The following is an 18,954-nucleotide window of genomic DNA, read 5'->3' as shown; positions in this document are numbered from 1 at the left end:
CCGCCCGGAGTGCCGGTCCCTACTCGGGGGCCGGCACGTCCGCGTAGCGCTGGATCCACGCGTGCATGGCGATGGCGGCGGCCGCCCCGGCGTTGATCGACCGAGTGGAGCCGAACTGGGCGATCGAGCAGACCGTCCGCACGTGGCGGCGGGCCTCCTCGGTCAGTCCGGGGCCCTCCTGCCCGAAGAGCAGCACGCAGCGGCGGGGCAGCACGGTCCGCTCCAGCGGCACCGAGCCCGGCAGGTTGTCGATGCCGATGATCGGCAGGTCCTCGGCCGCCGCCCAGGCGGTGAGCGCCTCGGTGTCGGGGTGGTGCCGCACGTGCTGGTAGCGGTCGGTGACCATGGCCCCGCGCCGGTTCCAGCGCCGCCGCCCCACGATGTGCACCTCCTTGGCCAGGAAGGCGTTGGCGGTCCGCACCACCGATCCGATGTTGAAGTCGTGGCCCCAGTTCTCGACGGCCACGTGGAAGTCGTGCCGACGGGTGTCCAGGTCGGCGACGATCGCCTCCCGCGTCCAGTACCGGTACCCGTCCACGACGTTGCGCCGGTCGCCCCCGGCCAGCAGCTCGCGGTCGTAGCGCGGGTCCTCGGGCCACGGCCCGGGGTGCGGGCCGACGCCGATCTCGGGGCCGTACCCCTCGTCGTACTGGAGCGGCTCGGCCCCGGCCGGGGCGGGGTGTTCTTCGGTGGTGCTCACCCGACGAGGGTACGGGGAGCGGCCCCGCCGCCGGAGTCCCCGTCGGCGCCCCCGGCGGGCTGCCCGCCGGAGTCCCCGCCGACGGACGCCCGGGGCGCCTCCTCCGCGGGGCGCTGCGGGGGCAGCCCGGCCGCGGCGGGCCCGCGCCGCAGCAGCCGGTCGCGGCCCCGGGCCAGGCGCGCGCCGAGCCACACCAGGAAGACCGTGGGGAGGAAGACGGCGTCGGCGGCGATCATCGCCATCGAGAAGGCCGGCAGACCGAGCAGGAGCGCGATGCCCGCGTGCTCCAGCATCATCGCGACGAGCAGGACGTTCTTCACCTTGCGCTTGAACAGCGTGAACGGGAAGGCGACCTGCACGATCACCGTGCCGTAGCTGAGCAGCATGACCATGATCCCGCTGGAGGCGAGCAGCTCGGAGAGGGCCGGCCAGGGCGTGAAGTAGTCCAGGTGCAGCGGGTAGAAGAGGGCGGTGCCGTCCTGCCAGCGCGAGCCCTGGATCTTGTACCAGCCGGCGGTGGCGTAGATGAGGCAGACCTCGGCCATGAGGACCGTGAGCGCCGCGTTGTGGACGAGGTTCGCCAGCACGTCCAGGAGGACGCGGGGCTCGCCGGGCGCGTACTGCCCGACCAGCCACCACAGCCCCTGGCCCAGCCAGAGCACCCAGAGCAGCACGTAGATCCACCACTCGCCGGTGACCGGGCTGAACCAGGTCGCGGCGACCAGGAAACCGCCGAGGACGACCCAGAGGGCCGGGCCCGCGAGCTCGGTCCTCCCGGCGTCGCCCGTCTCGCCCCGGGCCGCCTCGCGGGCGGCCCGCCGGGCGTCCAGGGACCAGACCTGGCCGCAGCGGACCAGCGTGAGGTAGATCGAGACGAGGTGCACGACGTTGTCGCCGCCGTCGCCGAGGAAGACGGACCGGTTCTGCAGCGACAGCGCGCCGACCATGAAGACCACCGACACGGCCCGGGTGTGCCAGCCGAGGAGCAGCAGCACGGCGGCCACCACCGCCAGCCCGTAGACCACCTCGAACCAGAGCCGCCCGTCGGACCACATCAGGACCGTGAAGGCCCGGTTGTCGGCGATCAGCCGGCGGGCCAGGTCGAAGGACCAGGGGCCGTCGGGGCCGTACATCTCGTGCCGGTGCGGGAACTCCCGCACCAGGAAGAACAGCCAGGTCAGCGAGAAGCCGATCCGGACGATCGCGGTCTGGTACGGGCCCAGCGCGCGCGAGGTGACGGTCTGCGCCGCCCGGGCCAGCTTGCGGTCGAAGGGCACGCGCGCCGGAGCCGCGGCCGGTGCGGGGCTGGGGGCGGTCATCGGCTCGTCTCCGTACGGCTGCGGTCGGCGTCGGTGATGTCCCACCAGGGCATCAGGCGGCTGGAGGGCTCGGTGGAGCGCTTCTCGGTGCTCCAGTGCGGGGCGGGCACGGGCCGCGCGGTCCGCCGGAGCTGGATCCGCTCCACTGTCCCGCCGACGTCCGCGCGCGACGCGGGCCCCTCGATGCGGAGCAGCACGATGCGGCGCATGTACGCCTCCGAGAGCCGGCCCCGCACGCCCTTGGGGCGGCCCTCGTCGTCGTGCGCGTTGCCGTACCAGTCGATCGCCCGGCGCAGCTGGTTCTGCTGGGTGTGGCTGGGGAAGACGTTGCCCCGGATGTCCTCGACGTCCTGGGCGGTCAGGTCGATCCAGCCGGTGGTGCGGCGGGAGCCGTCGGCTCCGGCGACCTCGGCGCGGACCTGCACCGAGACGTTCTGCTGGAGCGGGTTGGGCGCGAAGAGCTTCCAGTTCTGCTCGAACTCGGGGTAGATCCAGTCGTCGACGGCCTGTCCGTGCCGCTTGGTGACCGTGTTCGACGGCGCCACGTGCAGGAAGACCATGCCCAGGTGCAGACAGGCGAGGACCGCCACGGCGGCGAGCGCCACCGCCGCCACCACCTGGTACGGCATGGACAGCGCCAGGATTCCCCCGGTCGGCCGCCGCTCCCCGCCGCCGTCGATGTGCGCGCTCATCCCACCCCGATCCCGGGCTTCCCGCCCCGATCCCGTCCCACCGGTGGCCCGCTCGTCTGCGCCTCGAACGGAGCAGGCGGTTATCCACAGGGTTGACACCATACGGGCCGCCGTCCCACCATTGAAGTCGTTCAACCGAACGATCGGTCGGTAGGGGGTCTGATGACCGCAGGGACGGCAGGGACGGCAGTGACCGCGGAAGCGCCCGGCACGGACGCCGCGGACGCGGCGGCACGGGCCGCCCGCGAGGCGGTGTTCGACGCCGCGGTCGCCGCCGACGAGCGCATCGAACCGCGCGACTGGATGCCGGAGGCGTACCGCGCCTCCCTCGTCCGCCAGATCGCGCAGCACGCCCACTCCGAGATCATCGGCATGCAGCCCGAGGCGAACTGGATCACCCGCGCGCCCTCGCTGCGCCGCAAGGCCATCCTCATGGCCAAGGTCCAGGACGAGGCCGGCCACGGCCTGTACCTCTACAGCGCCGCCGAGACCCTCGGCGTCAGCCGCGACGAGCTCCTCGACAAGCTCCACACCGGCCGCCAGAAGTACTCCTCGATCTTCAACTACCCCACCCTCACCTGGGCCGACGTCGGCGCCATCGGCTGGCTCGTCGACGGCGCCGCCATCACCAACCAGGTCCCCATCTGCCGCTGCTCCTACGGCCCCTACGCCCGGGCCATGGTCCGCGTCTGCAAGGAGGAGTCCTTCCACCAGCGCCAGGGATACGAAGCCCTGCTCACCCTCTCCCGCGGCACCGAGGCCCAGCACGCCATGGCCCAGGACGCGGTGGACCGCTGGTGGTGGCCGTCCCTGATGATGTTCGGCCCGCCGGACGACGAATCGACCCACACCGCGCAGGCGATGGCCTGGAAGATCAAGCGCCATTCCAACGACGAACTGCGCCAGCGCTTCGTCGACATCGCCGCCCCGCAGGCCGAGTCCCTCGGCCTCACCCTCCCCGACCCCGACCTGAAGTGGAACGAGGAGCGCGGGCACTACGACTTCGGCCCCATCGACTGGGCCGAGTTCTGGGACGTGCTCAAGGGCAACGGCCCCTGCAACGACCAGCGGATCAACCAGCGCCGCCAGGCCCACGAGGACGGCGCCTGGGTCAGAGAGGCCGCCGCGGCCTACGCGCGCAAGCACACCGGACAGCACGGGGAGGCACAGGCATGAGCAGCGACACTTGGCCCTTGTGGGAGGTGTTCGTGCGCTCCCGCCGAGGGCTCTCCCACACCCACGCCGGCAGCCTCCACGCCCCCGACGCCGAGATGGCCCTGCGCAACGCCCGGGACCTCTACACCCGCCGGATGGAAGGCGTCTCCCTCTGGGTGGTCCCCTCCGCCTCCATCACCGCCTCCTCCCCGGACGAGAAGGACCCCTTCTTCGAGCCGGCCGCCGACAAGCCCTACCGGCACCCGACCTTCTACGAGATCCCGGAGGGGGTGAAGCACCTGTGACCAGCACCGACACCACCGGCACCCCCGACACCACCGGCACGGCCACCGACCCGGCGGTCACCGCCGCCGCCCTCGCCCTCGGCGACGACGCCCTCGTCCTCGCCCAGCGCCTGGGGGAGTGGGCCGGCAGCGCCCCCGTCCTGGAGGAGGAGGTCGCCCTCGCCAACATCGCGCTCGACCTCCTCGGACAGGCCCGCGTCCTCCTCTCCCTCGCCGGCGACGAGGACGAACTCGCCTTCCTCCGCGAGGAGCGCGACTTCCGCAACGTCCAGCTGGTCGAGCAGCCCAACGGCGACTTCGCCCACACCATCACCCGCCAGCTGTACTTCTCCACCTACCAGCGGCTCCTCTACGCGGCCCTGGCCACCGGCGACACCCCACTGGCCGGCCTCGCCGCCAAGGCCGTCAAGGAAGTCGCCTACCACCAGGACCACGCCGAGCACTGGACCCTCCGCCTCGGCGACGGAACCGAGGAGAGCCACCGCCGCATGCGACAGGCGTGCGACGCCCTCTGGCGCTACACCGGCGAGCTCTTCCAGCCCCTCGACGGCCTCGGACTCGACACCACCGCCCTCGAAGCGGCCTGGCTGGACTCCGTCACCGCCGTCCTCACCCGCGCCGGCCTCCCCGTCCCCACCGGCCCCCGCACCGGCGCCTGGCGCGCCGGAGCCGGCCGCCAGGGCCTCCACACCGAGCACTTCGGCCGGATGCTCGCCGAGATGCAGCACCTCCACCGCAGCCACCCGGGGGCGACATGGTGACCACCGCCACCACCCCCCTGGAGGCGGAGCTGGCCCGGATCGCCGGCGCCGTCCCCGACCCCGAGCTGCCCGTCCTCACCCTCGCCGAACTCGGCGTGCTGCGCGGCGTCCACGTCACCGGCCCCGGCCGCGTCGAGGTCGCCCTCACCCCCACCTACACCGGCTGCCCCGCCGTGGAGACGATGTCCACCGACATCGAGCACGCCCTCCACGAACACGGCATCCCCGAGGTCACCGTCGTCACCGTCCTCGCCCCCGCCTGGTCCACCGACGACATCAGCGAGGAAGGCCGCCGCAAACTCACCGAGTTCGGCATCGCCCCGCCCCGCCCCCAGGGCCCCGCCGGCGGACCCGTCGCCCTCACCCTGGCCATCCGCTGCCCCCACTGCGGCTCCACGGACACCGAGCTCCTCAGCCGCTTCTCCTCCACCGCCTGCAAGGCCCTGCGCCGCTGCACCTCCTGCCGCGAGCCCTTCGACCACTTCAAGGAGCTGTAGATGTTCCATCCGCTCCCGGTGAGCAGGGTCGAGCGGCTCACCGACGACTCCGTGGCCGTCACCTTCGAAGTCCCCGAAGCCCTCCACGAGACCTTCCGGCACCGCCCCGGCCAGCACCTCGCCCTGCGCCGCACCGACGAGTCCGGCCAAGAGGTCCGCCGCACCTACTCGATCTGCTCCGCCGCCGCCCCGGCCGGCGAGCGGCCCGAACTCCGCGTCGGCATCCGCCTCGTCGACGGCGGCGCCTTCTCCACCTGGGCCCTCAAGGAACTCGCCCCCGGCCACACCGTCGACGTCATGGCCCCCACCGGCCGCTTCGTCCTCGACCCGCGCCCCGGGCACTTCGCCGCCGTCGCCGGCGGCAGCGGCATCACCCCGGTGCTCTCCATGGCCGCCACCCTCCTCGACCGCGAACCCGAGGCCCGGTTCTGCCTGATCCGCAGCGACCGCACCGCCGCCTCCACGATGTTCCTCGACGAGGTCGCCGACCTGAAGGACCGCCACCCGGACCGCTTCCAGCTCGTCACCGTCCTCTCCCGCGAGGAGCAGCAGGCCGGCCTCCCCTCCGGCCGCCTCGACGAGGAGCGGCTCGCCGCCCTCCTGCCCGCCCTCCTGCCGGTCACCGGCATCGACGGCTGGTTCCTCTGCGGCCCCTACGGCCTCGTCCAGGGCGCCGAGCGGGCCCTGCGCGACCTCGGCGTCGACCGCGCCCGCGTCCACCAGGAGATCTTCCACGTGGACGACGGCTCGGGCCCCGCGCCCGTCCCCACCGCCGACACCCCGGCCCACGCCACCCTCACGGCCACCCTCCACGGCCGCTCCGGCACCTGGCCCGTCGAGCGCGGCGAGACCCTCCTCGACACCGTCCTGCGCGCCCGCGCCGACGCCCCCTACGCCTGCAAGGGCGGGGTCTGCGGCACCTGCCGGGCCTTCGTCGTCGGCGGCGAGGTCCGCATGGACCGCAACTTCGCCCTCGAACCGGAGGAGACCGACGCCGGCTACGTCCTGGCCTGCCAGTCCCACCCGGCCACCCCCGACGTGGAGCTGGACTTCGACCGCTGAGCCAGCCCGCCCGGCCCGCCGGTCCCATTCCCTTCCGCTAGAACCTGTTCTATCTTGACGGCCCGTCAGCACAGTGCTGCCTGACGGGCCGCCGGACACCGAAGAACAGCAACGGACAGCAACGGAAGGGCAGGGCCATGGACTTCACGTTCACCGAGGAGCAGCAGGCAGCCGCGGAGACGGCCCGCACCGTCTTCGCCGACGTCGCGCCCGACGCCGTACCCAGCCCCTCCCTCACCCCGACCGCCGTCGCCGACGACCTCGACCGGGCCCTGTGGAAGCGGCTCGCCGCCACCGACCTCCTCGGCCTCCTCGTCGCCCCGGAGCACGGCGGCACCGGCCTCGACGCCGTCGCCCTCTGCCTCGTCGTGCGCGAATCCGCCCGGGTCCTGGCCCGCGTCCCCCTCCTGGAGACCGCCGCCGTCGCCCACGTCCTCCAGCACCACGCGCCGGCCGACACCGCCGCCGCGCTCCTGCCCGAGGTCGGCGCGGGCCGGCTCGTCCTCACCGCCGCCGCCCACGGCACCACCGGCCACGAGCCCGCCGAGCGGGCGGTCACCGCCCGCCCCGACGGCACCCACTGGATCCTCGACGGCACCACCGACCACGTCCCGTGGGCCCACCACGCCGACCTGACCGCCGTCCCCGCCCGCACCACCGACGGCCGCACGGTCCTCGCGCTGCTCCCCCGCGGCCACGAAGGACTCACCCTCGACGCCCAGTACGGCACCCACGGCGAACGCCTCGCCCGGCTACGGCTCGACGCCGTACGGCTCCCCGCCGACCGCGTCCTCGACTCCGCCGGCGCCTGGCCGGCGCTGCGCGCCCTGCTCACCACCGGCACCTGCGCGCTCGCCCTCGGCCTCGGCGAGCAGGTCCTCACCATGACCAGCCAGTACACCGGGAAGCGCGAACAGTTCGGCCACCCCGTGGCCACCTTCCAGGCCGTCGCCGTCCAGGCCGCCGACCGCTACATCGACCTCCGCGCGATGGAGGCCACCCTGTGGCAGGCCGCCTGGCGCGTCTCCACGGCCGCCGACGCGGCCCTGCCCGTCGAAGCGGACCTCGCCGTCGCCAAGATCTGGGCCTCGGAGGGCGTGCGCCGGGTCGTCCAGACCGCCCAGCACCTGCACGGCGGCTTCGGCGCCGACACCGACTACCCGCTGCACCGTTACCACGCGTGGGCCAAGTACCTCGAACTCTCCCTGGGCCCGGCCGCCGCCCACGAGGAGGCCCTGGGCGACCTCATCGCCGCCCATGCCCTGGACTGACCAGGAAGGGTACGACTCAGGCGACGAACCCGGGCCCGTTGTCCGCGACCACGGGACGCCCGGCGCCCTCCCAGGCCACCATCCCGCCGTCCACGTTCACCGCGTCGTAGCCCTGCTGCACCAGGTACTGCGTGACCTGCGCCGAGCGGCCGCCCACCCGGCACATCACATAGGCGCGGCCGCGCTCGGCGAGCACCTCTCCGACCTCGGCGAACCGCGCCACGAAGTCGCTCATCGGCACGTGCACCGCGCCCTCGACCCGTCCGGCCGCCCACTCGTCGTCCTCCCGCACGTCGAGCACCAGGGCATCGGCGGGGACGGACGCGGCGGGCACCGACGGCAGCGGGGCGAAACTCATGGGAACGACCTTCTCTCCTGTACGGCGGAACCGCCTCGACCTGGGAAAACCTACTGCACCAGCGTGGCCAGCTCGGCCTCCCGCTCGGACACCTGCCCGCGGAGCTGCTCGGCGATCTCCTCCAGGAGCCGGTCCGGGTCCTCCGGCGCCAGCCGCAGCATCGAGCCGATGGCGCTGTCCTCCAGCTCCCGCGCCAGCGCCGACAGCAGGTCCTTGCGCTGCGCCAGCCACTCCAGCCGCGCGTACAGCTCCTCGCTCTCGCTGAGCCGCTCCTCGGCCGGCACCGGGCCAGCCTCCCACTCGTCGGCGAGCTCCCGCAGGACCGTCTCGTCGCCCCGCGCGTAGGCGGCGTTCACGCGGGTGATGAACTCCTCCCGCCGCTTCCGCTCGTCGTCCTCCCGCGCCAGGTCGGGATGGGCCTTGCGGGCCAGCTCACGGTAGAGCCGGCGGACCTCCTCGCTGGGCCGCACCCGCTGCGGCGGCCGCACCGGCCGATCGGTCAGCATCGCGGCCGCCTCCGGGGAGAGCCCGTCGGAGTCGATCCAGTCGTCGAAGAGAGCCTCGACACCGGGCAGCGGCAGCACCGCGGCCCGCGCCTCCTGGGCCCGCCGCAGATCCTCCGGGTCACCGCTCCTCTCGGCCCGCGCCTCCGCGATCGACGCGTCCAGCTCGTCGAGCCGCGCGTACATCGGACCCAGCTTCTGGTGGTGCAGCCGCGAGAAGTTCTCCACCTCGACCCGGAAGGTCTCCACGGCGATCTCGAACTCGATCAGCGCCTGCTCGGCCACCCGCACGGCCCGCTCCAGCCGAGCCTCCGGCCGCTCGTCCCCGGCCCTCGACCCGGCTGCGGCTTCCGTCCCCGGCTCCGCTCCCGACCCACTCACCGACTCCGCCTTCGAATCCGGCTCCGGCTCCTGGCCCTGGTGCTGGTCCTCGCTCACGTTCACGCCCGCCCACGTCCTCGTTCCGGCCCGACCCCTCAAGCCTAGGTCCTCACCGGGGGCCCCTCCCCCCTCCCTCCCCTCCCCCTCCCCCCGTTTTCGTCGTGTCGTGCGGCAGGCCGGAGCCAGCAGCCCGCGTCCCGCCGTCAGACCCCGAGTTCCGCGGCCATGCGGCCGGTGCGGATCGCCGTGAGCAGGTCGGCGTGGTCGGCGGTGGTGCGGTCGGCGTAGGTGACCGCGAAGGCGGCCACGGCTTCGTCGAACTCCTCGTTCTTGCCGCAGTAGCCGGCTATCAGGCGGGGGTCGGCGCTGTGGGCGTGGGCGCGGGCGAGGAGCGCGCCGGTCATGCGTCCGTAGTCGTCGACCTGGTCGGCGGTGAGCGCGGCGGGGTCGACGCTGCCCTTGCGGTTGCGGAACTGGCGCACCTGGAAGGGGCGGCCGTCGACCGTGGTCCAGCCGAGCAGGATGTCGCTGACGACCTGCATGCGCTTCTGGCCGAGGACGACGCGCCGGCCCTCGTGGCCGGGTTCGGGGACGGCGAACCCGGCGGCGGGCAGGTGGGGCAGGAGCGCGGACGGGCGGGCCTCCTTCACCTGGAGGACGAGAGGTTCGCCGCGGTGGTCGAGGAGCAGGACGACGTAGGAGCGGGTGCCGACGCTGCCGGTGCCGACGACCCGGAAGGCGACGTCGTGGACGGTGTAGCGGGCGAGGAGCGGGCGGCGGTCCTCGGAGACGGTCTCCAGGTACGGGCCGAGGGCGGTGGTGACGGCCGCGGCCTCGGCGTCGGGCACCCGGCGCAGGACGGGGGGCGCGTCGACGAAGCGGCGTCCGCCGCCGTCGGTCTCGGCGACGGCCTCGGTGGAGCGGGCGGCGAACCGGGCGCTGGTGTTGTTGCGCGCCTTGGCGGAGACGCGCTCCAGGGTGCCGAGGAGGTCGCGGGCGTCGGTGTGGGAGACGAGTTCCTCGTCGGGTATCGCGTTCCAGGCGTCGAGGGCGGGGAGCCGGGCGAGGAGGCGCATGGTGCGCCGGTAGGCGCCGACGGTGTCGAAGGCGGCGGCCCGGCAGGTGTCCTCGTCGGCGCCGACGACGCGGCCGGCGAGGACGAGGGAGGTGGCGAGCCGCTTGAGGTCCCATTCCCAGGGGCCGACGACGGTCTCGTCGAAGTCGTTGAGGTCCATCACGAGCCGGCCGCGGGCGTCGCCGTAGAGGCCGAAGTTGGCGGCGTGGGCGTCGCCGCAGAGCTGGGCGGCGACGCCGGTGACGGGGGTGCCGACGAGGTCGTGGGCCATGAGGCCGGCGGAGCCGCGCAGGAAGGCGAAGGGGTTGGCGGCCATGCGGCCGACGCGGAGGGGGGTGAGCTCGGGAACCCGGTCGCGGCTGGACTCCTCGACGGCGCGGACGGCGTCGGGGCGTCCGGCGGGGAGGGTCAGCTCCGCGTGGGAGGAGCGGGGGGCGGTGGTGCGCAGCTGTTTGCCGACGGCACCGGGGGAGCGCTCCGTGGTGCCGCGCCGTACGAATCCGGGCACGTGCGGGATGCGCTGCCCGTCCGTTCCGCCACGCTGTCCCGGCACGACGGCCTGGATCTCGTCCATGGGACGACCTCCCCCGATGACTGGTCGGACGGTGGGTCCGACGACTTCCGGGGCTGACGGTACAGCCGGTCTTGATCGGCCGTCTCCCCCTGTGGACAACGGCCTGTGGAAAACAGCCGATCCCCTGGTCAGAGGGCCACCACCGGTCAGACGGCCACGGCCTCCTCCATCTCCTCCTCCCTCTCTTCCCTCTCCTCCTTCGTCTCGGCCGCTGCCTCTGCCTCCCGCTTCGTCTCCTTCCGCGACTGCCCGTGGGCGGCGGCCAGGGCGTTCCGCTTGGCCTCGGTGCGGCCGGCGAGGGTGACGAGGAGGATTCCGGCGAGGAACCAGAGGGCGAGGACGAGGACGTTGCCGCCGAGGCCGTGTCCGTCGAGGTAGACGTGGCCGCGGATGCCTTCGACGAGGCCGGCGCCGTTCCAGAAGGCGTGCAGGGAGCCGAAGAAGCCGGGCTGGAGCTCGGGGCGGTAGATGCCGCCGGAGCTCGTGAAGTTGAGCATGACGAAGAGGACCATCACGCCGAGCGTGGTCCACCGGCGGAGGTAGGTGTGGAGCCCGATGCCGATGAGGAGGACGCCGGCGGCGTAGAGCCAGGAGAGCGCCCAGACGCCGGCGAGGCCGTGGTCGACGAGGTGGAAGACGGGTCCGGCGAAGAGGGTGCCGATGAGGCTGACGACGAGGGAGGTTCCGGCGGCGAGCAGGGCGCGGATCCGCATGGGGAGGGCGGCTCCGGCGGCGCTGATGACGGCGACGGAGGCGTAGGCGCCGATGCTGACGGCGACGAGCAGGAAGAAGACGCCCTGGCCGGTGGGGTCGCCGGAGGCGGTGGGGGCGAGGTCGGTGACCTTGAGGGGGGCGTCCTGGCCGGCGGCGACCCGGGTGAAGACCTTCTCGACGGCCATGGCGCTGGTGTCGGAGGAGGCGGAGGCGACGAGGAGTTCGGGGTGGTCGCCGGGGATGTAGGCGCCGTAGCTGTCCTGCTGCCGGAGGGCGATGGCGGCGGTGGCGCGGTCGGGGACGGTGCGGACGTCGAGGGCGCCGTCGGCCTCGTCCTGGAGGGTCTGGGCGAGGACCTGGGTGGCGGGCCCGGAGCCGACGATGTCGACGCGCAGGTCGTGGGGCTGGGGGGCGTGGAAGGCGCCGAGGTAGGCGAGGCCCATGCCGAGGCACATGAGGAGGGGGGTGAGGAGGTGCCCGAGGACGTGCCGCAGGGCGCCGGCGGTGGGGTTCGGTCCGGTGGACACGTGACCTCCGAAGACGTTGGTTGGCTTTTACAACTAAAGAACCGTTGTACTATACAACCGAAAGTCCGTTCAGGGCGAGCGCGCCAAGGGAGCCCACATGTCCGACGCCGACACCGGAGCGACGCCCGACACGGCGCACGGGGCACCGCGCGAGGCGTCCGTGGACGTCATCCAGCGCGAGCTGACGGCCTTCGCACGCCGGGCCCGCGCCGCCGCGGCCCGGGTCCACCCGGAGATCCCGCTCGTCTCGTACACGCTCCTCGCCCACATCGCGGAGCAGAGCGGCTGCCGCGCCACGGATCTCGCGGCGCACTACCTCCTGGACAAGTCGACGGTCAGCCGTCAGCTGGGGGGCCTGGAGAAGCTGGGCCTGGTGGAGCGCCGGCCCGCCCCCGAGGACCACCGGGTGCAGGTGCTGCACCCCACGGAGGCCGGTCTCACCGTGCTCGCCGCCGCCCAGGCCAACCGTCTCGCCGCCTACCAGGAGCGCCTGCGGGACTGGTCGGGCGAGGACCTGGCCCGCTTCGCCGGCTACCTCCTCCGCTACAACGCGGCGGGCCCCGCCGATCTCCCCGACCCCCGCTGACCGCCCCACCGGCCGTCACGGGCGATCCTGACCGTCACGGCCGTCCCGGGCGGTCCCTGCGCTACAGCCCCGCGTCCCGGGCGAGCAGCGCCGCCTGGACCCGGTTCTCGCACTGGAGCTTGGCGAGGATCCGGCTGACGTAGGTCTTCACGGTCGCCTCGCTCATGTGCAGCCGACGGCCCGCGTCGGCGTTGGAGAGTCCTTCTCCGAGGACGGCCAGCACCTCCCGCTCCTTCTCGCCGAGTGCGGCGATCCGGCCGCGGGCCTGTTCGGCGCGTGCGGTCTCGCGGCCGGAGGCGAGCCGTTCGACGACGTGCCGGGTCGCCGCCGGCGAGAGGTAGGCGTCGCCCGCCGCCGCGGCCCGGACGGCCCCGATCAGTTCGGCGGGGGCGGTGTCCTTCAGCAGGAAGCCGGCACTGCCGTGCTCCAGCGCCCGCAGGACGTTCTCCCGCTCGCCGAAGGTGGTCAGGACGATCACCCGTGCCGCCGGTGCGGCCCTGCGCAGCTCCGGGAGGGCGGAGAGCCCGTCGAGGACCGGCATCTGGATGTCGAGCAGCACGACGTCGGCGGCGTGCGCGCGGGCCGCGTCGACGGCCTCGCGGCCGTTCGCGGCCTCCGCGACCACCTGGATGTCCGGATCGGAGTTGAGGATCATCCTGATCCCCGCCCTGATCAGCGGCTCGTCGTCGGCGACCACGACCTTGACGACCCGTCCGGGCCGTCCCGTCCGCTCTGACAGCACTGCGCCTCCCCCAACGCTCCGGTACGGGCCGCCGAGGCGCTACTGCCTCACGACGTACGACTTCTTCTCGATCAGCTTGCCGTCCTTGAAGCAGAACCGGAAAACGGGGTCCTCCTCGAATTCGTCGCCCATCTCGGTGGAGAGCACGACGAGGCAGGTGCTGCCCTCCGGTCTGGCGGGCCCTCCCTTGTCGGTGATCCCCAGCGCCGCGAGGGAGTCGGAACCGGGCAGCGAGGACCGGACGTCGGCCTCGGCCGTGCCGAGCGCGATCGACTCGTACTTCTCGGGCGTGACCATGTTCTCCTGGAAGGATCCGATGAGGTGGTAGAGGCCGAATCCGGCCGCGACGAGCAGGACGACGAGCGCCGCGAAGGCGATGCCGCAGCCGAGCGCGACCGATGCCCCGGTGCTCCGTTTCTTGCTCCCGTGCAGCGCCATCGCCAACTCCCGCTCCGTGAAGGTCCAGTCGGGATCTCCGGCCGGTACGGGACGACCCTTTCCGACGAGGGGCCTCGTCGACTGCTGCCGGAAGTCGTCGGCCGCATCGACCAAAGGCGCGGATTCGCCGGGCGGCGCGGAACCGTACGGCAGCATCCCGGCGACCCGGAACCCTCCGCCGTCGGCGGGTCCCGCGTGGCACATGCCGCCGACGAGCCGGGCCCGTTCGACGAGGCCAGCCAGGCCCTGGCCGCCGCTGACGACGCCCTCCGCAGGGCCGTCGGCCGGCTCCTCGTTGAAGATCTCGACGACGAACGTGTCGGGCTCGTAGCGCAGTTCGACGCTGATCGGGGCGCCGGGGGCGTACTTGTAGGCGTTGGTGAGCGCCTCCTGGGCCATGCGGTACGCGGCGTGCCCGGCGGCCGGCTCCAGGGGCCGCTCGTCTCCGCTGCGCCGCAGCGTGACGCGGGTGCCGGCCGCGCGTGCGGAGGCGACGAGCCCTTCGATGCCGGCGATCCCGCGGGCCGCCCGGCCGCTCTCGTCGCCGGCGGCCACCGGCCCGGTGTCGGGGTCGGGGGCCTCGGTGCCGTCCCGGAGTATGCCGACGACCTCCCGCAGTTCGTGCATGGCGGTCACGGACGCGTTCCGGAGCACGCCGACGACCTGCCGCTGCCGTTCGGTCAGCTCGCGGTCGACCTCCAGCGCGCCGGTCTGCACGGCGATCAGGGCGAGTTGGTGACCGAGGCTGTCGTGCATGTCCTGGGCGATGCGCTGCCGCTCCCTAAGACGGGCGTTCCGGCCGATCATCGCCCGCTCTCTCACCAGTCGTACGTTGCGCTCCTGGAGGGCGTGGAGGAGGGTGCGGCGCTGGGCCCAGTAGCGGTGCGCGAGGCCGGGCGCGAGGGTGGTGCCCAGGTAGTAGAGGGTCGCCATGAAGGCGAGGGTGAGCAGTCGCTGCCTGTCCCAGCTGACGAGCAGGGTGCAGCCGACGTTGAGGACGTAGGCCGCGACGTAGGCGTGCAGGGCCCGGCCGACACCGACGATGTGGCCGCCGGCGGACCAGCCGAGGACGAGCAGCAGCGCGCCGAGTCCGGGGACGGCGGGGGAGAGCGCGGCGGTGAGGACGAGCACGCCGGCGGGGAACCGGCGGCGCAGCAGCGACAGTACGGCGGCGCCGACGGCGACCGCGACGAGCTGGGGGCCCTCGCCGCCGAGCAGTTCCTCGGTGCCTGCGGCGAGCAGGGCGACGACGGCGGTGAGGGCGGTTTCCCCGACGGTCCTGCGCCGCGACCACTTCCCGGCGGGCGCGAGCCATCTCCACGCGGCGGCCGTCCTGGCCCCGATCCCGCGCCCGTCCCCCGTCTTCCCGTCCCCCGTCTTCCCGGCTTCCGTCCGTCCGGCGGCCGTCTTCCCGGCCTCCGTTCCCACCCGCGTCGCTTCCACGCTCGAACCCTAGGCAGCGGCGCGGCCCCGAGGCGTCCCTCTTTCGTCGCGGCCCGGAACGACGAAAGACGGGGTGTCACCTGTCCGGACAACGCGGAAGCCCCGTAGGTCTGGGACCTACGGGGCTTCCGTCTGGTGCGCGAGGGGGGAGTTGAACCCCCACGCCCTTTCGGGCACTGGAACCTGAATCCAGCGCGTCTGCCTATTCCGCCACCCGCGCATTGGGTGGTCTCCCGGTCTCTCACCTTTCGGTGCGAGCTCCTGGCGACATCTGAAGATTAGCACGTCGGAGACGGTGGATTCACATCCGTTGTTTCGGCCCCCCGCGAGCAGAACAGAGGAGAGGAGGAGAGGGCGTCGCCGCCCCTCCGGCAGAGACCGCGCGACAGACCGAGGAAGAGATCTTCGTCCGCCCTCCCCCCTCCTCCGCCCGGAGCGGAGGAGGGACCGGCCCGGGGATGCAGAGGCACAGAGGCGCAGAGGCGCAGAAGCACAAGGACAGACGGCCGGGGGGACGAAGGGACGGAGAGGCTCAGGGGTACAGAGGCGAAGGGCCGCAGGGCTGGAGGGGAGAAGTAAGGAGAAGAAGGAGAGAAGGGACACAGGGGAAAGAGGGGAGAGATGGGAGAGACAGGGGAGAAGCGGGAGGTTGCGGCGCCGGCCGCCCCGATGGACCCGCTCGCTCCCGCCCTCCGCCCCTCCTGTCGGACAGCCGCGTGCGGGACACTGTCCACAGGCCCCCTCTACGATCCCTGGGGGGAGGGCCTGTGAGAGGTGACACTCGTCCACAGGGCAGAGAAGGGGAACCAGCCGATTTCCCGACGCGTGGATACGATCAGTAAGCAGTACCAGGACGGCAACGACGGAGGAGGTGCCCCATGGGAGTCCTGAAGCGTTTCGAGCAGCGTCTCGAAGGTCTGGTCAACGGCACCTTCGCCAAGGTGTTCAAGTCCGAGGTCCAGCCGGTCGAGATCGCCGGCGCGCTCCAGCGCGAGTGCGACAACAACGCGCAGATCTGGAACCGCGAGCGGACCGTCGTCCCCAACGACTTCATCGTGGAGCTCAGCGCGCCCGACTACGAGCGCCTGAGCCCCTACTCGGGACAGCTGGGCGACGAGCTCGCCGGGCTGGTCCGGGACTACGCCAAGCAGCAGCGGTACACCTTCATGGGACCGATCAAGGTCCACCTGGAGAAGGCCGACGACCTCGACACCGGTCTGTACCGGGTGCGCAGCCGTACGCTCGCGTCGAGCACGTCCCAGCCGCAGCCGCACGGCGGGCAGCAGCACCAGCCCCACCAGCAGCAGGGACAGCCCCAGGGCGGCTACGGGTACCCCCCTCAGGGGCCCCCGCCCGGCGCTCCGCCGATGCCCCCCTCGCCGCCCGGCGGCGCGGGTCACCGGCCCGCCGGTGGCGGCCGTCCCCCGGCGCCCGGCGGTACCCAGGTGCGCCGCTGGATCGAGATCAACGGCAACCGCCACCAGATCTCCCGCCCGACCCTGGTCCTCGGCCGCAGCACCGACGCGGACGTGAGGATCGACGATCCCGGCGTGTCCCGCCGGCACTGCGAGATCCGGACCGGAACGCCCTCGACGATCCAGGATCTCGGATCCACCAACGGCATCGTGGTGGACGGGCAGCACACCACCCGCGCTACGCTCCGCGACGGCTCGCGGATCGTCGTGGGCAGCACCACCATCGTTTACCGGCAAGCCGAAGGGTGAAGCGGGGGCAATGTCAGAGCTGACCCTGACGGTCATGCGGTTGGGTTTCCTGGCCGTTCTGTGGCTGTTCGTCATCGTGGCCGTCCAGGTCATCCGTAGTGACCTGTTCGGCACACGGGTGACCCAGCGCGGTTCGCGCCGCCAGGAGGCGCGTCCCCAGCAGAGCGGGCGCCAACCGGCCGCTCCGCCGCAACAGCGCGGCCAGCAGCCGCAGCCGTCCGGCGGCGGCGGCCGGTCGCGGCGCGGCGCGCCGACCAAGCTGGTCGTCTCCGAGGGCACCCTCACCGGCACCACCGTCGCCCTCCAGGGCCAGACGATCACGCTGGGCCGGGCGCACGACTCGACGATCGTGCTGGACGACGACTACGCGTCCAGCCGGCACGCCCGGATCTACCCCGACCGGGACGGCCAGTGGATCGTCGAGGACCTCGGGTCCACGAACGGCACGTACCTCGACCGGACCCGCCTCACCACCGCGACGCCGATTCCGCTGGGGGCGCCGATCCGCATCGGCAAGACCGTCATCGAGCTGCGGAAGTAGTACGACAATGAGCGAGCTGACCGGAGCGACCGGAGGGTGGGCAGTGTGGGTCGAGACCGGCTGTACCCCGATGCAGCGGCGACAGGGCAGGTGGGCATGAGTCTGTCCCTGCGATTCGCCGCGGGCTCGCACAAGGGCATGATCCGGGAGGGCAACGAGGACTCCGGCTACGCCGGTCCCCGTCTCCTCGCGATCGCCGACGGCATGGGCGGCCAGGCCGCCGGCGAGGTCGCCTCCTCCGAGGTGATCTCGACGCTCGTCGTCCTCGACGACGACATCCCGGGCTCCGACATCCTCACCTCGCTGGGCACGGCGGTGCAGCGCGCCAACGACCAGCTCCGGATGATGGTCGAAGAGGACCCGCAGCTGGAGGGCATGGGCACCACGCTCACCGCCCTGCTGTGGACCGGGCAGCGGCTCGGCCTCGTGCACGTCGGCGACTCCCGCGCGTACCTGCTGCGCGACGGCGTCCTCACCCAGATCACCCAGGACCACACCTGGGTGCAGCGGCTCGTGGACGAGGGCCGGATCACCGAGGAGGAGGCCACCACCCACCCGCAGCGCTCGCTCCTGATGCGCGCGCTCGGCAGTGGCGACCACGTCGAGCCCGACCTCTCCATCCGTGAGGTCCGCGCCGGCGACCGGTACCTGATCTGCTCCGACGGCCTGTCCGGCGTGGTGTCCCACCAGACCCTGGAGGACACCCTCGCCAGCTACCAGGGCCCGCAGGAGACCGTGCAGGAGCTGATCCAGCTCGCGCTGCGCGGCGGCGGCCCCGACAACATCACGGTGATCGTCGCCGACGTCCTCGACGTCGACGGTGGCGACACCCTCGCCGGCCACCTCAGCGACACCCCGGTCGTCGTCGGCGCGGTCGCCGAGAACCAGCAGCAGCTGAACGACGGCGGCGCGATGCAGACCCCGGCCGGCCGCGCCTCCGGGCTCGGCCGCCCCGCCCCGCACCACCAGCCGCCCGCCGGCGGCTTCGGCCCGCCCGGCAGCGGCGACGACCACGGCTACGGCGGCCCGCCGCACGGCGCCTTCGACTCGTACACCGAGGACGACTTCGTCAAGCCGCGCCGCAAGCGCCGGTGGATCGGGCGCACCCTGATCCTGCTCCTCGCGCTCGGCCTGCTCGCCGGCGGCGCGTACGGCGGCTGGCGCTGGACCCAGACCCAGTACTTCGTGGGCTCCAACGCCGAGCACGTGGCGCTGTACCGGGGCATCAGCCAGGACCTCGCCTGGGTGAAGCTCTCGGAGGTCGAGAAGGACCACCCCGAGATCGAACTCAAGTACCTCCCCGCCTACCAGCGGAAGCAGGTCGAGGACACCATCGCGGGCGGCAGCCTCGCCAAGGCCCAGACGAAGATCTCCGAGCTGGCCGTGCAGGCCTCGGCCTGCAAGAAGACCGAAGAACGCCGCGTGGCCAAGGAGAAGGCCGACAAGGAGAAGGCGGCCGAGAAGCCGGCCGACGGCGCGGACGCCAAGCCCGAATCCAAGCCCACCACAGCCGCTCCGACCCCGGGTCCCACCCTCACCGCGGAGGAGCAGAAGCTGGCCTCGAACTGCGGCAAGCAGTAAGCACC

Annotated in this window: 19 protein-coding genes and 1 tRNA gene; 10 read left to right on the top strand and 10 right to left on the bottom strand. The window is 72.9% G+C overall.

Annotated elements, in window-relative coordinates; all coding sequences use genetic code 11:
• Nucleotides 1-19 precede the first annotated feature (19 nt).
• From ACF1ED_RS26800 to ACF1ED_RS26790, 3 genes are read right to left on the bottom strand one after another with little or no spacing between them, the layout of a single operon-like run.
• Nucleotides 20-700, bottom strand: a complete 681-nt coding sequence (locus tag ACF1ED_RS26800; RefSeq protein ID WP_391764619.1) for a TrmH family RNA methyltransferase — start codon at nucleotides 698-700, stop codon at nucleotides 20-22.
• Nucleotides 697-2,019 (bottom strand): HTTM domain-containing protein, encoded by a 1,323-nt coding sequence (locus ACF1ED_RS26795; RefSeq protein WP_391764617.1) that lies wholly within the window; start codon nucleotides 2,017-2,019, stop codon nucleotides 697-699. The genes ACF1ED_RS26800 and ACF1ED_RS26795 overlap by 4 nt, the downstream gene beginning before the upstream one ends.
• On the bottom strand, nucleotides 2,016-2,711 hold the full coding sequence (locus ACF1ED_RS26790; RefSeq protein ID WP_391764615.1) for a DUF5819 family protein: 696 nt from the start codon (nucleotides 2,709-2,711) through the stop codon (nucleotides 2,016-2,018). The genes ACF1ED_RS26795 and ACF1ED_RS26790 overlap by 4 nt, the downstream gene beginning before the upstream one ends.
• Before the next feature lie 162 nt (nucleotides 2,712-2,873).
• Here ACF1ED_RS26790 and paaA point away from each other — a divergent pair, with 162 nt between their 5' ends.
• The 6 genes from paaA to ACF1ED_RS26760 all read left to right on the top strand — a co-directional run bounded on the left by paaA (nucleotide 2,874) and on the right by ACF1ED_RS26760 (nucleotide 7,762).
• A complete protein-coding gene (paaA, locus tag ACF1ED_RS26785) occupies nucleotides 2,874-3,887 on the top strand; it encodes a 1,2-phenylacetyl-CoA epoxidase subunit PaaA (RefSeq protein WP_391764613.1) in 1,014 nt (337 codons plus the stop codon).
• Nucleotides 3,884-4,171, top strand: coding sequence for a 1,2-phenylacetyl-CoA epoxidase subunit PaaB (gene paaB, locus ACF1ED_RS26780; RefSeq protein ID WP_043229098.1), 288 nt, complete (start codon nucleotides 3,884-3,886; stop codon nucleotides 4,169-4,171). Before paaA ends, paaB begins: the two co-directional genes overlap by 4 nt.
• A complete protein-coding gene (gene paaC, locus ACF1ED_RS26775) occupies nucleotides 4,168-4,932 on the top strand; it encodes a 1,2-phenylacetyl-CoA epoxidase subunit PaaC (protein ID WP_391764611.1) in 765 nt (254 codons plus the stop codon). Before paaB ends, paaC begins: the two co-directional genes overlap by 4 nt.
• A complete protein-coding gene (paaD, locus tag ACF1ED_RS26770; protein WP_391764609.1) occupies nucleotides 4,926-5,429 on the top strand; it encodes a 1,2-phenylacetyl-CoA epoxidase subunit PaaD in 504 nt (167 codons plus the stop codon). Before paaC ends, paaD begins: the two co-directional genes overlap by 7 nt.
• Complete coding sequence (locus tag ACF1ED_RS26765) at nucleotides 5,430-6,491, top strand: 2Fe-2S iron-sulfur cluster-binding protein (RefSeq protein ID WP_391764607.1); 1,062 nt, start codon at nucleotides 5,430-5,432, stop codon at nucleotides 6,489-6,491.
• Nucleotides 6,492-6,628: 137 nt separating this feature from the next.
• Nucleotides 6,629-7,762: an acyl-CoA dehydrogenase family protein gene (locus ACF1ED_RS26760; RefSeq protein ID WP_391764605.1), complete on the top strand. Its 1,134-nt coding sequence runs from the start codon at nucleotides 6,629-6,631 to the stop codon at nucleotides 7,760-7,762.
• 16 nt (nucleotides 7,763-7,778) lie between these two features.
• Here the strand turns inward: ACF1ED_RS26760 and ACF1ED_RS26755 are convergent, their stop codons facing one another.
• The 4 genes from ACF1ED_RS26755 to ACF1ED_RS26740 form a co-directional block, all read right to left on the bottom strand.
• Nucleotides 7,779-8,120 (bottom strand): rhodanese-like domain-containing protein, encoded by a 342-nt coding sequence (locus ACF1ED_RS26755; RefSeq protein WP_351844966.1) that lies wholly within the window; start codon nucleotides 8,118-8,120, stop codon nucleotides 7,779-7,781.
• 50 nt (nucleotides 8,121-8,170) lie between these two features.
• On the bottom strand, nucleotides 8,171-9,004 hold the full coding sequence (locus ACF1ED_RS26750; RefSeq protein WP_391764885.1) for a J domain-containing protein: 834 nt from the start codon (nucleotides 9,002-9,004) through the stop codon (nucleotides 8,171-8,173).
• A 203-nt stretch (nucleotides 9,005-9,207) separates the two neighbouring features.
• A complete protein-coding gene (locus ACF1ED_RS26745; protein ID WP_391764603.1) occupies nucleotides 9,208-10,653 on the bottom strand; it encodes a DUF2252 domain-containing protein in 1,446 nt (481 codons plus the stop codon).
• Nucleotides 10,654-10,799: 146 nt separating this feature from the next.
• Nucleotides 10,800-11,894, bottom strand: coding sequence for a hypothetical protein (locus ACF1ED_RS26740; protein ID WP_391764601.1), 1,095 nt, complete (start codon nucleotides 11,892-11,894; stop codon nucleotides 10,800-10,802).
• Nucleotides 11,895-11,991: 97 nt separating this feature from the next.
• Between ACF1ED_RS26740 and ACF1ED_RS26735 the strand changes: the two genes are divergently transcribed.
• The gene (locus ACF1ED_RS26735; protein ID WP_391764599.1) at nucleotides 11,992-12,480 is read left to right on the top strand and encodes a MarR family winged helix-turn-helix transcriptional regulator; all 489 of its coding nucleotides are present in this window, start codon (nucleotides 11,992-11,994) and stop codon (nucleotides 12,478-12,480) included.
• 61 nt (nucleotides 12,481-12,541) lie between these two features.
• Here the strand turns inward: ACF1ED_RS26735 and ACF1ED_RS26730 are convergent, their stop codons facing one another.
• From ACF1ED_RS26730 to ACF1ED_RS26720, 3 genes are all read right to left on the bottom strand, one after another.
• Nucleotides 12,542-13,222, bottom strand: a complete 681-nt coding sequence (locus ACF1ED_RS26730) for a response regulator (protein WP_391764597.1) — start codon at nucleotides 13,220-13,222, stop codon at nucleotides 12,542-12,544.
• A 39-nt stretch (nucleotides 13,223-13,261) separates the two neighbouring features.
• Nucleotides 13,262-15,103: a sensor histidine kinase gene (locus ACF1ED_RS26725; RefSeq protein ID WP_391764595.1), complete on the bottom strand. Its 1,842-nt coding sequence runs from the start codon at nucleotides 15,101-15,103 to the stop codon at nucleotides 13,262-13,264.
• A gap of 133 nt (nucleotides 15,104-15,236) precedes the next feature.
• Nucleotides 15,237-15,323: transfer RNA gene (locus tag ACF1ED_RS26720), tRNA-Leu, on the bottom strand.
• Between the two features lie 658 nt (nucleotides 15,324-15,981).
• Between ACF1ED_RS26720 and ACF1ED_RS26715 the strand changes: the two genes are divergently transcribed.
• From ACF1ED_RS26715 to ACF1ED_RS26705, 3 genes are all read left to right on the top strand, one after another.
• Nucleotides 15,982-16,827 (top strand): FhaA domain-containing protein, encoded by an 846-nt coding sequence (locus tag ACF1ED_RS26715; RefSeq protein WP_391764593.1) that lies wholly within the window; start codon nucleotides 15,982-15,984, stop codon nucleotides 16,825-16,827.
• Nucleotides 16,828-16,837: 10 nt separating this feature from the next.
• On the top strand, nucleotides 16,838-17,368 hold the full coding sequence (locus ACF1ED_RS26710) for an FHA domain-containing protein (protein WP_391764591.1): 531 nt from the start codon (nucleotides 16,838-16,840) through the stop codon (nucleotides 17,366-17,368).
• A 96-nt stretch (nucleotides 17,369-17,464) separates the two neighbouring features.
• Complete coding sequence (locus ACF1ED_RS26705; protein WP_391764589.1) at nucleotides 17,465-18,949, top strand: Stp1/IreP family PP2C-type Ser/Thr phosphatase; 1,485 nt, start codon at nucleotides 17,465-17,467, stop codon at nucleotides 18,947-18,949.
• Nucleotides 18,950-18,954 lie beyond the last annotated feature (5 nt).

This window comes from Streptomyces sp. NPDC014656, from assembly GCF_043084305.1.
Lineage (GTDB): Bacteria > Actinomycetota > Actinomycetes > Streptomycetales > Streptomycetaceae > Streptomyces.
This window is presented reverse-complemented; position numbering and strand designations above follow the sequence as displayed.

Excerpts from the sequence above, each read along its gene's own strand:
- ACF1ED_RS26795 (WP_391764617.1), bottom strand. The coding sequence starts at position 2,019 with ATGACCGCCCCCAGCCCCGCACCGGCCGCGGCTCCGGCGCGCGTGCCC.
- ACF1ED_RS26790 (WP_391764615.1), bottom strand. The coding sequence starts at position 2,711 with ATGAGCGCGCACATCGACGGCGGCGGGGAGCGGCGGCCGACCGGGGGA.
- paaA (WP_391764613.1), top strand. The coding sequence starts at position 2,874 with ATGACCGCAGGGACGGCAGGGACGGCAGTGACCGCGGAAGCGCCCGGC.
- paaB (WP_043229098.1), top strand. The coding sequence starts at position 3,884 with ATGAGCAGCGACACTTGGCCCTTGTGGGAGGTGTTCGTGCGCTCCCGC.
- paaD (WP_391764609.1), top strand. The coding sequence starts at position 4,926 with ATGGTGACCACCGCCACCACCCCCCTGGAGGCGGAGCTGGCCCGGATC.
- ACF1ED_RS26765 (WP_391764607.1), top strand. The coding sequence starts at position 5,430 with ATGTTCCATCCGCTCCCGGTGAGCAGGGTCGAGCGGCTCACCGACGAC.
- ACF1ED_RS26760 (WP_391764605.1), top strand. The coding sequence starts at position 6,629 with ATGGACTTCACGTTCACCGAGGAGCAGCAGGCAGCCGCGGAGACGGCC.
- ACF1ED_RS26755 (WP_351844966.1), bottom strand. The coding sequence starts at position 8,120 with ATGAGTTTCGCCCCGCTGCCGTCGGTGCCCGCCGCGTCCGTCCCCGCC.
- ACF1ED_RS26745 (WP_391764603.1), bottom strand. The coding sequence starts at position 10,653 with ATGGACGAGATCCAGGCCGTCGTGCCGGGACAGCGTGGCGGAACGGAC.
- ACF1ED_RS26735 (WP_391764599.1), top strand. The coding sequence starts at position 11,992 with ATGTCCGACGCCGACACCGGAGCGACGCCCGACACGGCGCACGGGGCA.
- ACF1ED_RS26715 (WP_391764593.1), top strand. The coding sequence starts at position 15,982 with ATGGGAGTCCTGAAGCGTTTCGAGCAGCGTCTCGAAGGTCTGGTCAAC.
- ACF1ED_RS26710 (WP_391764591.1), top strand. The coding sequence starts at position 16,838 with ATGTCAGAGCTGACCCTGACGGTCATGCGGTTGGGTTTCCTGGCCGTT.
- ACF1ED_RS26705 (WP_391764589.1), top strand. The coding sequence starts at position 17,465 with ATGAGTCTGTCCCTGCGATTCGCCGCGGGCTCGCACAAGGGCATGATC.